At 46.1% G+C, this 14,079-nt stretch carries 11 protein-coding genes; 5 read left to right on the forward strand and 6 right to left on the reverse strand.

What is annotated here, in order from left to right; all coding sequences use genetic code 11:
* Positions 1–72: 72 nt before the first annotated feature.
* On the forward strand, positions 73–846 hold the full coding sequence (locus CPIN_RS16550) for a M57 family metalloprotease (RefSeq protein WP_012790977.1): 774 nt from the start codon (positions 73–75) through the stop codon (positions 844–846).
* An 85-nt stretch (positions 847–931) separates the two neighbouring features.
* On the opposite strand, the gene CPIN_RS16555 is transcribed toward CPIN_RS16550, so the two are convergent.
* Positions 932–1,744, reverse strand: coding sequence for a hypothetical protein (locus CPIN_RS16555; RefSeq protein WP_044218923.1), 813 nt, complete (start codon positions 1,742–1,744; stop codon positions 932–934).
* A 249-nt stretch (positions 1,745–1,993) separates the two neighbouring features.
* On the opposite strand from CPIN_RS16555, the gene CPIN_RS16560 reads away from it, so the two are divergent.
* A complete protein-coding gene (locus CPIN_RS16560) occupies positions 1,994–2,827 on the forward strand; it encodes a CheR family methyltransferase (RefSeq protein ID WP_012790979.1) in 834 nt (277 codons plus the stop codon).
* Complete coding sequence (locus CPIN_RS16565) at positions 2,824–3,390, forward strand: chemotaxis protein CheB (RefSeq protein ID WP_012790980.1); 567 nt, start codon at positions 2,824–2,826, stop codon at positions 3,388–3,390. The genes CPIN_RS16560 and CPIN_RS16565 overlap by 4 nt, the downstream gene beginning before the upstream one ends.
* A gap of 3 nt (positions 3,391–3,393) precedes the next feature.
* Here the strand turns inward: CPIN_RS16565 and CPIN_RS16570 are convergent, their stop codons facing one another.
* The 5 genes from CPIN_RS16570 to CPIN_RS16590 all read right to left on the reverse strand — a co-directional run bounded on the left by CPIN_RS16570 (position 3,394) and on the right by CPIN_RS16590 (position 11,981).
* Complete coding sequence (locus CPIN_RS16570; RefSeq protein WP_012790981.1) at positions 3,394–4,974, reverse strand: hybrid sensor histidine kinase/response regulator; 1,581 nt, start codon at positions 4,972–4,974, stop codon at positions 3,394–3,396.
* A 157-nt stretch (positions 4,975–5,131) separates the two neighbouring features.
* Entirely contained in the window at positions 5,132–9,724 is a 4,593-nt protein-coding gene (locus tag CPIN_RS16575) for an efflux RND transporter permease subunit (protein ID WP_012790982.1), read from the reverse strand.
* Between the two features lie 146 nt (positions 9,725–9,870).
* On the reverse strand, positions 9,871–10,986 hold the full coding sequence (locus CPIN_RS16580; protein WP_012790983.1) for an efflux RND transporter periplasmic adaptor subunit: 1,116 nt from the start codon (positions 10,984–10,986) through the stop codon (positions 9,871–9,873).
* A gap of 159 nt (positions 10,987–11,145) precedes the next feature.
* On the reverse strand, positions 11,146–11,550 hold the full coding sequence (locus tag CPIN_RS16585) for a hypothetical protein (RefSeq protein ID WP_148230581.1): 405 nt from the start codon (positions 11,548–11,550) through the stop codon (positions 11,146–11,148).
* A 113-nt stretch (positions 11,551–11,663) separates the two neighbouring features.
* Positions 11,664–11,981, reverse strand: a complete 318-nt coding sequence (locus CPIN_RS16590; protein ID WP_012790985.1) for a hypothetical protein — start codon at positions 11,979–11,981, stop codon at positions 11,664–11,666.
* Between the two features lie 128 nt (positions 11,982–12,109).
* On the opposite strand from CPIN_RS16590, the gene CPIN_RS16595 reads away from it, so the two are divergent.
* Both CPIN_RS16595 and CPIN_RS16600 read left to right on the forward strand, forming a co-directional pair.
* Positions 12,110–12,817, forward strand: coding sequence for a hypothetical protein (locus tag CPIN_RS16595; protein WP_012790986.1), 708 nt, complete (start codon positions 12,110–12,112; stop codon positions 12,815–12,817).
* Between the two features lie 181 nt (positions 12,818–12,998).
* Complete coding sequence (locus CPIN_RS16600) at positions 12,999–13,523, forward strand: hypothetical protein (RefSeq protein WP_012790987.1); 525 nt, start codon at positions 12,999–13,001, stop codon at positions 13,521–13,523.
* Positions 13,524–14,079 lie beyond the last annotated feature (556 nt).

Here is a 14,079-nt window from a genome sequence, read left to right on the forward strand (position 1 = left end):
CCATTTTTATTGTAAATTCAATTTATCTGTCAGCGAGCTCTTTTTTTACCCTCAAATAAAAACCACTTAAGTATGAAAAAGAAAACCCAGTCAATCTATGTGCGTCAAATTCATTTTCTTTTCTTCGCATTGTCAATGTTCCTCTTTGCATGTAGCAAAGACAAAATCGCAACAGAAGCTAAGCCAGCTGAAGACAAATTGGTAAGTTACCTGGAAAGGTTAGGTTTCAAAAAAGAGAACATCGAGCTGAAAGGTGACACCTACATCATCGATGGCGATGTGCTCATTACGAAAGCTGAACTGGCCAAACGTGCAGCTAACGAAGACAAAACAGACGGTATCGCAGGTACTGAACACTGGAGAGGTACTTACATTATCAGTAATGCCTACAACTCCAATGTGAGACTGTACATCGATGCGGCTGTACCTACTGCCTGGAGAACCGCTATCCAGGGGGCAGTAAACAACTGGAATGCCGTTAATGGTACCAGACTGGGTATGTCTATCGTGACTTCACAGGCTAACTCTGACACAAGAGTTTTCATGGGCTTTGAGTCTGCCAACTGGATCGCACGTGCTTATCTGCCAGGCTCCAACAGCCGTCCGGGTGTAAGCGTTGAGATCAACAGTAACTACAACAGTCTGCCTGCCAGTCAGAAACTGTTTGCCATCACTCATGAACTGGGGCACACGATCGGTTTCTATCACACTAACCAGAACCAGGGTATCTTCATTCCTGGTACGCCCAGTGTTGATGCTAATTCTGTAATGAACTCTTTTGTGTTGAACTGGAACGGCTTCACCGCTGGTGATGTTCTGGCAACACAGATCCTGTATCCACAGTAATCAATACGTGCATACAAAGGGATTTAAAATGAGAACACCCGGCAGGCTTTCGCCCGTCGGGTGTTCTTTTATTGGGCGTTGACCATTACCAGCTCCATTCCAGTTCTGTCACCACTGTTTCGCCTCCCTCTGCATAAGTCGTTGTGATCTGCTTCGGATAAGCTTCTTCATTGTAAGCATACTTATATTGGTTCACGATACGGTTATTACCCGTAACGGGCGTGATAGTCTCTGTTATGATATTATTTGCGGAAAGATTGACGGCTGCAATGTCTACCAGGTAAGGCAGTGCCGGGATGCTATGCTGTGCGTTCGGATGATCGTCGTACGTATAAGTAGTCGTGGAAGCCTTTGTAAAAGGCAGTTTCTTATTCACACGGCCCATATTATGCACGCTGATGATATTCCCTTTTACGTCCCAGGTGTAGAACTGACAACTATTATTTTCGAAGGCCAGTCCGTCCTGTGTATCATTGAAGAAATAACGGGCAGTGATTTGTCCGCTACTATTATACACCAGCGAATCATAGCTATGCACCAGCCCATCCAGGTAATAAATAATCCTCCTGATATTCCCTTTCTCCGAATAATCATATGTGGCGAAAAGGGTAGGCGCATGTGACGATTCATCATCTGTCACAAACGTTTTTACAAGCCGCCCGTTTTTATATACGGGAATACGGGTCGTTGTATAACTCCCTTCTTCTGTCTTATAGGTGGTCAGCAGTTCGGCGACCGTCCTATCCTCATTATAGGAAATAACGGTCCTGTCGGTAGCAGTGGTGATACCGTGCAGGCGCATCCTGCCTTTATCTGACGGAGAACGAAAAGCGCTGACAGTAATACCTGCCAGCAATAAGGCCGCTACAATACGACCCCTGGTAAAGTTAATTGGCATAAGTTGGCGTTGACCAGGTCTGGAATAGTTACTCTAAAGATTCACATTGACAACAAGGTATACTAAAGATAGTAAAATTTCATTATATATACGTATTGTGGGAAAAGTTGGATCTGGGAATTCGGTTAACAGGTCGTTAATGCCTATACGTCTTATTTTATACTGCAATATGAAGCTATAACGATATACGATTATTGAAATGCCAGAAAACTTTGCGAACTTACATCGGCAAAACAGAACGACTACGCAATGATGGATAGCCTACGCCATTTGAAGGATGAGGATGTTTTAGTACTGTTAAATGACTTGCTGGAGCAATATGGATATGACTTTACAGATTATTCATTCGCCTCAGTAAAACGCAGGTTGCAGCGTGTATATAGTGCAGACAGATTCCCCAGTTTTGCTGAGTTCCGCTACAGGGTGAAATCGGACCCCGAATATCTCATCTATCTCATGGAACAGATCACGGTCAATGTAACAGAAATGTTCAGGGACCCTCATTTCTTTGAGATCCTCCGTAAACAGGTATTACCGGTACTGGCCACCTATCCCCTGATCAGGATATGGCATGCTGGTTGTTCAACAGGAGAGGAGGTCTATTCCATGGCGATCCTGCTCGATGAACTGAACCTGCTGCATAAATCTGTTATTTATGCTACGGATATCAATGAAAGTGTGCTGGAGAAAGCCCGTAAAGGCATCTTCCCCCTGCAACATATGCAGCAGTATTCGCAGAACTACCTGGCTTCCGGCGGACAGCAGGAGTTTTCCGCTTACTATGCAGCCAATTATGAATATGCGAAGTTCACCGACAGGTTACGTGAGAAGATCATCTTTGCGGCACATAACCTCGTGACAGACCACTCCTTTAACGAGTTTCAGCTGATCATCTGCCGGAATGTACTGATCTATTTTAACAAGGAATTGCAGGATAAAGTATTACATCTCTTCAGCGACAGCCTGGAACAACTGGGATTCATGGCCTTGGGCGCTAAAGAAACGCTCCGCTTTACCACGGTAGCGCCATTATTCAAACCCTTTGCAAACAAAGAAAAGATCTGGAGAAAAATTTCGACATGACGGCTCTTCCCAAACTGCTGGTGATAGGCGGCTCTGCAGGCAGTCTCGACGTACTGTTGCAACTGTTGCCTGAGCTGGAACCCCAATGGCCACTGGCAATGATCATCGTATTACATCGTAAGAATGATAACGATACCCTGCTGACAGAACTGCTGTCAGTTAAAACGGTATTGCCTGTAAAAGATGCGGAAGAGAAAGATATATTGATGCCGGGATGTATCTATGTAGCGCCTTCGGATTATCATTTATTGATAGAACCTGATGGCTCACTTACGCTGGATGCCTCTGAAAAGGTACATTACAGCCGGCCGAGTATTGACGTTACTTTTATGTCGGCCGCAGAGGTATTTGCTGAACGCTTATATTGTATTCTTTTGTCCGGCGCTAATATGGACGGTTCCGAAGGATTACAGGCTGTTCATGACCTGGGAGGTTTTACCGCCGTACAGGATCCTGCCAACGCGGAAGTGGCTTTTATGCCTCGTTATGCGATGAATAATGTTCCTGTAGATAAAGTCTTAAATATCCGTGAACTGGTAGCCTTTGTAAAAGACCTCTGTTAAGCCCTAACTAACCATCTGCCTTTGCTCCAATGGCAATACGATGATAAACGTAGCCCCTTCATTTTCCTTACTGCTGGCCCCAATAATCCCCTGATGTCTTTCGACCACTTTCTTTGCGATGGCCAATCCGATACCGGTTCCCTCATACACTTCATGGCTATGCAGTCGCTGGAACAGTGTAAAGATTTTTGGCAGATACAGCTCATTAAACCCGATGCCATTATCGCTGATGGTAATCCGGCAATAGGCCCCTTCTTCAGCAGGCTGACTATCAAATTCCTTTTCCACGACACGTTCCGCATGGATCCGGATGCAGGGCGCTACTCCCTCGCGACTGAACTTTAATGCATTGCTGATGATGTTCTGTAATGCCTGTCTGATTTGTCCTGGTACGGCTTCCAATACCGGAAACTCATTGGCGGTGATCTCTGCACAGGCATCCCGCACAGACAGTTCCAGGTCAGCCAGTATTTCTTTGATAATTACATTGATGTTCACCGGTTCAAAAGAGACATCGGCAGAAAGCCTGGAATAGCGCAGCAGGTCGTTGATCAGCCTTGTCATGCGTTCTGAAGAACTGACGATACGCTCCATATATTGCATGGCATCGGGATTGGTCCCGATATGACGGTCACGCAGAATGGTACCGAATAACTGTATTTTACGCAGTGGTTCTTTCAGGTCATGAGAAGCGACGGAAGCAAACTGCTGTAACTCGTGGTTACTGGCTTCCAGGGCCTGATTCATTTCCTGTAGTTCGTGTGTACGTTCTATCACCCTTTGCTCCAGTATTTCGTTGGCCTGTTTCTGATGGGCGATATCGGTGAAAGTACCTACCCATTTCACAATCTGGCCATCTTCTTCCAGGGGGATCGCCCTGAGAAGGTGGCAACGGAAATGGTTATGCAGGCGGTGATGGAGATAGACTTCTTTCTCCAGCGGGAGGCCTGCTTTGATGGCATGTTCCCATACCGAGATGGGCGCCTGCTCCTGGTCGTATGTGACAGGGAATTGTCCGAGGGAAGGAGAGTAGTGGAACCAGAAACGGTTCGCATATTCTACCGCACCATCCGCCCGGGCCGTAAAGGCGACCTGTGGTAGTGATTCAAGAATGGAATGTTGTTCCTGTACTTTGGCATTCAGAGCTGCCTGCGCACGTTTACGTACCTCTACTTCCTGTTGGAGAGAGGCGTGCATGACCTGCAATTGCCTGTTTTGCTCGTATAAACGAATAAAGGTTTTCACCTTCATCAGCAGGATATCCGGATCGACGGGTTTGGTAATGTAGTCCAATCCGCCGGAGGCGTAGCCTTTGGCAATAAATTTTTTGTCTTTATTGACTGCTGACAGGAAAAGGATGGGTACATCCTTTGCTTTACTATAGCCGGAAATGGTTTCTGCAACTTCAAAGCCGTCCATACTGGGCATCTGTACATCCAGTATGATGAGCGCGTAGTTATTCCTTAGTATCTTCTTCAATGCTTCTTCACCGGAGGACGCCGTATCTACTTCAAAATCATGCAATTCCAGGACCTTTCGCAGGGATAAGATGTTTTCCGGTTTATCATCTACAATTAATATCATTCTTATTTAATATAATTGGCTATAGGGATACCTCAAAAATCGTTCCGCCCCGGTACTATCTTCCTAAATGCGGAAGCGCGAATGTACGAATATCTGCTTTCGATATTCGTACATCCGCGCTTCCGTATTTAGGTATTATCATATAAATCCCTGGTTTTTATTGTCTTCCTCCGCCCAGCGCCCTATATAGGGTGATGGTCCCCAACAATAATTCTTTTTTATTACCGGCCAATGCGAGTTCAGCTTCCAGTACACTTTTTTGTGCAGTGATCACCTCCAGGTAATTAGCATAACCTGTGGCGTATAGGACATTAGCTGTGGAAACACCGTTCTTCAGCATTTCTACCTCTGCTTCCTTCAGCGTATAGGCTTCCTGTCCGTTCTGTATCTTACCCAATGCTGATATCACTTCCTGGTAGCCATTGATCACCCGCTGTCTGTAGTCATAAAAGGCAGTCATACCAGCAGCTGTCGTGATATTATACTGCGAACGCAGTTGTTGTCTGTTCAGCAATGGCGCTGATAAACCACCCAGTACTCCATAGGCTACAGAAGCAGGCGTGTTGAACAGTGTGCCCGCGTTAAATGAATTCAGGCCCAGGTAAGGCGTGATATTCAGTGATGGCAGGAAAGATGCTTTCGCCGCATGAATGTCTGCTTTGGCGGCTTCCAGTTCCAATGCCGCCTGTCGGATGTCTGGCCGGAGTGCCAGCATACCTGCCGGAACACCCGTTCGGGCAAACGGTGGTAGTGGCATTGTCAGCAGTGCAGAATCGCGTTTGATGCTTTGCGGGAAACGGCCCAGCAGGGCATTGAGCTGATTCTCCAGTTCCAGGGTCTGTTGCCGGAGTCCCAGTGACATGCTGCGGGTATTGAGCAATTGCGCATTGAATTGTTGTACCGCGAGTAAAGTGGCCCGGCCTGCTTCCTGCTGTATCTGTACTGTCGCCAGTGCAGACTCCTGTAAAGCAATATTCCGCAATATCACCTGCTGCTCGTAATCCAGTACCATGAGCTGATAGTACATGCCGGCCACCTGCGAGATCAATTGTGTGCTTATCAGCTGGCGTCCCTGTTCGCTGGACATGAACCGCAGCATGGCCGCCTTTTTACGGCTTCGCATTTTTCCCCAGAGGTCTATTTCCCAGGAACTACGCAATCCTACAAAGTAATCAGGTGTAGGTCCGGGTATTCTTTGTTTATCGTCAATATTGGGTGAGAGGTTCGTATCGTAGTTACCTACGCCGTTCAGTGTGTAATCTCCCCAGCGATCCACACCAGCACTTACTACTGCATTTACTTCCGGCGTCCAGGCACGACGGGCTGCCATCAGCTGAGCACGGGCCGTTTCCATCCGCTGTGTCGCTATCAGCATGTCGGTATTATTACGCAAGGCGGTATCGAGTAATTGTTGCAGCAGGGAATCGGTGAAGAACTGCTTGTAAGATATAGTAGCGATACTGCTGCTATCGGCGGTCGCCACTTTGTTGCTGTCGTTCACCGGATTGCTGAACGCCTGTGGTGCCTGAGGTGCATCAGGGAAGATCACCTTGGATGGCGTATAACAACCGGTCAGCAGACCTGCGATCAGTAACACTGTTAATGCGCCTACCGCATGTTTTGGTGTCTGTGGCCTGGTCTTCTTTTTACTGCCAATAGAAGCGAATAAAACATATAAGCCCGGGATGATCAGTACGCCGAACACCGTTCCGATCAACATACCACCCGCTGCAGCCGTACCGATAGAACGGTTGCCCATCGCACCTGCACCACTTGCGATACATAAAGGGATCAGACCGGCAATGAATGCAAAGGAGGTCATCAGGATCGGGCGCAGACGTGATACGGCCCCTTCTTTGGCAGCTTCCAGCACAGAGAGTCCCTGTTTGGTACGCAGGATGGCAAACTCCACGATCAGGATGGCATTCTTACCCAACAATCCGATCAGCATGACTAATGCCACCTGTGCATAGATGTTGTTTTCCAGTCCGGCCATTTTCAGGGTGATAAAGGCGCCGAATATACCTGCCGGCAGGGAAAGTATCACCGGTAACGGTAAGAGGAAACTTTCATACTGTGCAGCCAGCAACAGGTATACGAATAACAGACACAAGGCAAAGACATAAACCGCCTGATTACCCGATAAGATCTGTTCTCTTGTCATACCACTCCATTCAAAGGCAAAGCCACGTGGAAGTGATTTTGCGGCTACTTCTTCAATCGCCTTGATGGCATCGCCACTACTAAAGCCCGGTGCCGCGTCACCGTTGATCATGGCCGCGGTGTACATATTGTAACGGGTCAGCTGTTCCGGACCGTACACTCTTTCCATGCGGATAAAGTTGGAGAACGGCACCATTTCCCCCGTATCATTCTTTACATAGAGGTGCATCACATCTTCCGGTTTCGTACGATAACGCGGAGAGGCTTGTACCATGACTTTATACATTTGTCCGAAACGGATGAAGTTGGAGGCGTAAAAACTACCCAGCAAGGTTTGCAGGGTGGACATGGCATTTTCTACACTTACGCCTTTCTTGGCGGCCATCGCCTGATCCACATGAATCATATATTGCGGGAAATCGGGGTCAAAGCTGGTAAATGCACTACCGATTTCTTTACGTTTCTTCAGTTCGGCGATAAACTTATTGGTCACATCCGCCGTTTGTCTCAGATCGCCACTACCGCTACGGTCAAGTACACGCAGTTCGAAACCACTTGAGTTACCAAAACCCGGTACCGTGGGAGGCGGGAAGAATTCAATACTGGCATCACCTATATTCCTGGTTTCTTTTTCCAGTGCAGCAATGATCTCTTTCACGGAGCGTTTACGCTCTTCCCAGGGCTTCAGGTTGATCATACCCATACCGTAAGAAGCACCAGCAACATCATTCACCAGACTGAATCCCGCCAGGGTAGACACAGATTCTCCTTCCGGCAGACGTGCAGCGATTTGTTGCACCTGATCGAGTACTGCTTCTGTACGGGCCACGGTGGCGCCGGCAGGTGTGGTTACGTTTACGTAGATCATACCCTGGTCTTCCGAAGGAATGAAACCGCCCGGCAGAATAGCGCTTGCGCCCCAGGTAGCTATAAAGAAGACGATCATCAGTACAAACGTGATCATCTTTCTGCCGGCGATGTAACCGACCAGTTTTGAATAGCTGCGTTCTGTTTTATTATATCCGAAGTTGAATTTATCAAAGAAGCGTTGCAGCAAACTTTTCTTCTTACCCGCATCGTGGTTGTGACGCAGCATAATAGCACACAGTGCGGGTGTCAGCGTAACGGCATTGATACCTGATATCACAATCGCAATAGCGAGTGTGAGCGAGAACTGGCGGTAGAACACACCTACCGGACCAGAAAGGAATGCCACAGGTACAAATACAGCAGACATGACCAGCGTGATTGCTACCAGTGCTCCACTGATCTCTCTCATGGCGGCGAGCGTAGCTTCCAATGGTGGCAGATGGGTTTCCTGCATCTTGACGTGCACTGCTTCTACCACCACGATGGCATTATCGACGACTATCCCGATGGCGAGCACCAGTGCGAACAGTGTCAGCAGGTTGATGGAGAAGCCCAGCATCTGCATAAAACACAGGGTACCGATCAGTGCTACAGGCACAGCCAGCGCCGGGATCAGTGTAGACCGGAAGTCCTGCAGGAAGAGATATACAACGATAAACACCAGGATAAATGCCTCTATCAATGTTCGTAGTACTTCATGAATTGAAGCGTCCAGGAAACGGGATACATCATAGTTGAAGTTATAGCTCATACCCGGCGGGAAGGTGCTGACCTTTAATTCAGCCATCCGTGTTTTCACATTGGCAATAACTTCCTGTGCGTTGGAGCCGGGACGTTGTTTCAGCATGATAGAGGCAGAGGGCTTACCATCTGTTTTAGATACCATGCCGTAGCTGAGGGCGCCGAAAGTGACGTCCGCCACATCTTTCAGTTTTAATACGGAACCATCCGGATTTGCTCTGAGGATGATATTTTCGTATTGTGCAGGGTCAAAGAATTTACCGGTATAGCGGAGTACGTATTGTAATACTTGTGGATCATTATCGGCACTTTCACCTGTTTTACCAGGCGCTGCTTCAATGTTCTGTTTACGGATACCACTGATCACTTCATCCGCGGAGAGATTATAGGCCAGCATACGGTCAGGTTTAAGCCATACGCGCATCGCATATTCCTTTGCACCCATGATCTCCGCAAAACCAACACCATCAATCCTTTTCAGTTCCTGTAAGACGTTGATATCAGCGAAGTTGTAGATGAACTGTTCGTTGAGCGTACTGTCTTCACTCATTACGTTGAGGTAGAGCAGCATACTATTGACCTCTTTTTCGGTGGTCACACCCGCCTTGATCACTTCTTCCGGCAATTCATCGATGATGGTCGCTACGCGGTTCTGTACGTTTACTGCCGCCTGATCGGGGTCAGTACCTACATTGAAGAAGACCTGTATAAGGGTGATACCGTTATTACTGGAAACAGAAGACATATAGGTCATACCCGGCACACCATTGATGGCGCGTTCCAGTGGTGTAGCAACGGCTTTGGCGCATACTTCGGCATTGGCGCCGGTATATTTGGCGGTCACCGTTACGGATGGAGGAACGATATCCGGGAATTGTGTAACAGGTAATGTAAATAACGCCAGCAATCCAAGCAGGACGATGATCAGGGAGATCACGAGCGACAATACTGGTCGTTTGATAAAAGTATCGAACATAAAACGATGTAATAAAAAATGAAAAATAACGCCGGACTGAAAAGCCCGGTATCCGCAAAGCAGTTGTCAGCAGAAAATACGTTGGCCTGCCACATACCGGTACCTGTAGGATACCGGATATATGTTGCCTGGTGTAGCAGCTGTTTTTACAGTGCTTTAATGCTGTCGAGTGTGATGGCAGCAGGATTGATCTTCATACCATCGCGCAGGTTGCGTACGCCTTCGTAGACAACTTTGTCGCCTGCATTGAGACCTGACTGTACGATGTAACAGTTGGCCAGTCGTGCGCCTGGTACGAAGTTTTTCATTTTTACCTGGTTAGATTTATCCAGGATGAATACATAGTTTTTGTCCTGCATTTCAAATACGGCTTTTTGCGGCAGGAGCATGGCATCGCTCATAGCATTGCTCAGCTGTACCTTTCCGCTGGCGCCGTGTTTCAGTAAGTACTGTGGGTTGGGGAATCTGGCTCTGAAAGCGATGGAGCCGGTTGTTTCTTCGAATTCGCTTTCAATTGTTTCTACCTTACCGGTGTAGGGATAATCACTACCGTCTGCCAGTACGAGGTGTACTATAGGATGTTCTTTTCCTTTGTTCGCACGACTGTGTTGCAGGTATTCTGTTTCAGAAACATTGAAATAAGCGTATACTTCTTTGATATCAGAAACGGAGGTCAGTAGTTCACCTTCTCCGATCAGGCTACCGGATTTTGATGGGATCCTGTCTATATATCCGTCAAAAGGAGCGCGGATAACAGTATAGGACAATCTTGTGGCTGCATTGGCTTCAGAGGAACGGGCTTCATCGATGCGGGCATTGCCAGCAGCCAGTCTTGCTTTGGCTACTTCCAGTTCACTTTTAGCGATGACCTTTTTCTCGACCAGCAGCTGCACACGATCTACTTCAAGCTGTGCGCCTTTTGCTTCTGCGATGGCGCTGCTGAGTGCTGCTTTGGCTTTTGCCAGTTCGGAGCGATATTCCTCATCGTTGAGGGAGAAGAGCAACTGCCCCTGTTGAACATGTTGCCCTTCGTCCACATAAATCTTGTTCAGGAAGCCGTTAACACGGGCACGTATTTCCACATTACGTACGGCTTCGATATCTGCCACGTAATTTTTGTGAAGAACGGTATCACAGAGTGACAGTTGTAGGACCGGGTAGGTATTTAATGTTGATTCATTGTTCACGTTCTCACCTTTAGTGATACAACCACCAAGGGCAGCGCTGATAGCTAATATATATATGTTCCTGGACGTTCGCATGATAGGAGTGAATAGTTTTACAGGACCACTGTGTGTGGTCCGTCATGTTGAAATACATACAGCATCAGCCGACAAGCAAAGGATGATTGTCAGCTGTTGACAGCTGCATGTTATTTGTAAAAAACGGGTGACGGAGAGAAATAGGTAAAACTATTCAGATCAGAAGGGGGTATACCTGGACAGGAAACTATAATAAGCCGGCAGAAACGCACTTTGTTGCTGATAGACGCCGGTCTTATTTTGTTGTACAGGTATATAGAACTCCAGGTTATGCTCCAGTTGGGTGAAGCGGGTCGTATAACTTGAAGAAGACTGGGAAGGACTATTGAGATAATATCTTTTCTTACGAGGTACCTTGGTGACGCGCAGGAAAACAGGTACGTCTTCAGGTTCTTCGATACCGAGGTCTTCGCTGTCGATACAGCGGATTTCTATTTTCTCATGATCAAACAGGCGCTCGAAGCAGAGACTTTTCTGCTTAAAGGGCGATTTTGCATGTACTACGGCTGAGTGGCCTGTCATAAGGCCACAGAACAGCAGGAAGTACAGTAAAAACCTGCGCATAATATACCTGTTCGTGTTGATCATGAATAATAATTCGCTCTCAGTTGGTAGCACAAATATAAAAATGAAGCGCGCTTAATCCAAATGCGGATTTGACGAACGGTAAAAATTTATTATTTGTTAATCGTTTCGGATGCTTCTTTTGTGGCTTTCCAGCGTTTAAAAAGTTTGTTAAAAATTACCTGGAGCAGGAGTGCTGCCGGCATAAAAACGAGCCAATGGCTAAAGATGAAAGAAAACTCTATCATGCCACACCTGCCGGCAAATGCTTCCTCAATTGGTCTGGGATGCAGCTTTTCTTCCACAAAAAAATAGATCTGTGGATAGAAGAGCAACAGTGCGATTGTAAACAGATAAGTAAATAATGCCGAAGTGTAGGGACGGAGAAAAGCGGATAACAGGGGGACCAGTAAGTACGGTAGCAAAGACATGATAGCAAGATACACATAAAATTATGGTTGTGCTCTCTTGTTCAGGCATGTTCCTTGTTTTCGTTTATAACATACACATTATGAGATACATTAGAAATTAAAATAGATTAAAAAATAAAAGTGAATGTATGAAACCCATTATTTATTTTCTACTGATTTGTGGTATTGCCTGTAATTCCCCTTTGAAAAGTAAACAGGAGATGTCTGATTCATCCAGTTCCCAGGAAGATGCAACTCAGGCTGCCTCCAGTAATTCCAGTGAGAATGCCAGCGGAGGTACTGCTAATGCAGGAAGTGCACCGGCTCCTGGAGAGGAAAGTTCCAATGTAACCAAAGGGGGAAATGATGCTGTGTCGACGACGCTCCGATTTAAGCATTATAAGTATGCGATCGTTTCTAAAGGAGATGGCAGCGGACGTACGATCACGATCGCTGATACAGACACAAAGATTGATTCGCTGAAAGCTGACAGTACTACCATTCATGACGTAAAGGGTATTTTGCAGCAGACAGCCATAGACGATCTTGATAACGATAAAAATCCGGAAATATATCTGTTCACTGCTGCCGAAGGAACAGAACGAACCGGCAGTGTGTATGGTGTTACTTATATTAATAATAAGGGTGTACGTATCTTCTCCGGAGATATAGATAATGTTGATCAGAAAGGCTATAGAGGACGCGATTCGTTCTACATTCAGCAAAAATATGTTGTACGTACCTATCCCTTGTATGGTGACACAGATATCGACAGTAAACCTACCGGTGGTAAACGTACAATCAAATATAAACTGACAAAACAAGGTAATAGCTATATGCTCAAAGAAGCAAAATAAGTTGTTACTTTAGTACTACCAATTAACCCTGGGACACATTAATGACCTGATTACAGATAGCAGAAAATAGCATCAAGGTGCTAACAGCCATTACAGCTGACCCCATGTGCTATCCGTAATCAGGCATTAACGACAACAACCATTGTAATATTTAATCATATTAATCAATAGCTGAAAAACCATGGATTGCGATACAGAAAACTTAATTTGGGGCCTCACCGGATTCGCTGCCGGCGCTTTGCTGGTACGCATATTCACCATTTATTTTGGCCGTTTCTTTAAACTCCGGGGCAAAGTCAGACTACAGGAAAAACGACTGATCCTGTATGGATATGACACCCGCTATTCCATCATCCGCACGGGCTATACAATTGCCAGGGCGGAAATTAACCTCAAATTTTACAACAATTCCGCCGCTACAAAAGCGGTCACTGATATCGCTATCTCAGGAAGATTCAGTCTGACGAAATTTATGATCAAATTCGAAGGTAACCCGCTTCAACCCGGCTTTAATGTAGAAGGAAAGAAGACCGTCGAACGCCGTTATTCCGGTCTGGTCATTCCCGGAACAAAAGTTAATCTGCTAAAACAGGAGGACTTTAATGTTATTGTGTATTATAAGGTTGGAGATCGTACCTATCAGGAGACGTTTACTCCGGAAGAGCTGGAAGTAAAGGATCTGCAAATGGGAACTGTGTTGAATTAAGAGGAAGGAATGGGAGAAGAGGTAGGAGGGAATAGAGGATTGACAGTGGAATGGTGAGGAAAGAGAATGAATAACAAGTGAATACAGCAATAGAAGACGAACGGCATAAACGAAGTAGAAATAGACGGATATAAAGGGTAAGTAGTGAAATAAAGAGATAGAGGTAAAGTAGCAAATGTGAATACAGGAGTAGGAGAAGGAACGGCGTGAACGAAGCCGGAACAGACGTAAACAAAGGTAGGTAGTGAAGTGTAGACGGAAGAGAATGAATAGCACGTGAATAAGGGAATAGGAGACAAATCGGGTGAACCATGTAAAAACATAAGAAAACAACGGATAATAGACAAATATGTAGAATAGGGCAGAATACTAGCAAACAACGGATTTGCAGCGGAATAAGATAATATAGAATGGACGAGAAGGAGTAAAGAATTACAGATGAATAAAGGTGATAAAGAATGAATAGCAAATGAATAAAAGAATAAAGTAATAAAGGAATTGCAGATAGTTAGAGAATGAACAGAGCAGGAATAGCAAGGTGTAAGGATATATACGC

The organism is Chitinophaga pinensis DSM 2588 (assembly GCF_000024005.1).
GTDB classification, from domain to species: Bacteria; Bacteroidota; Bacteroidia; order Chitinophagales; family Chitinophagaceae; genus Chitinophaga; species Chitinophaga pinensis.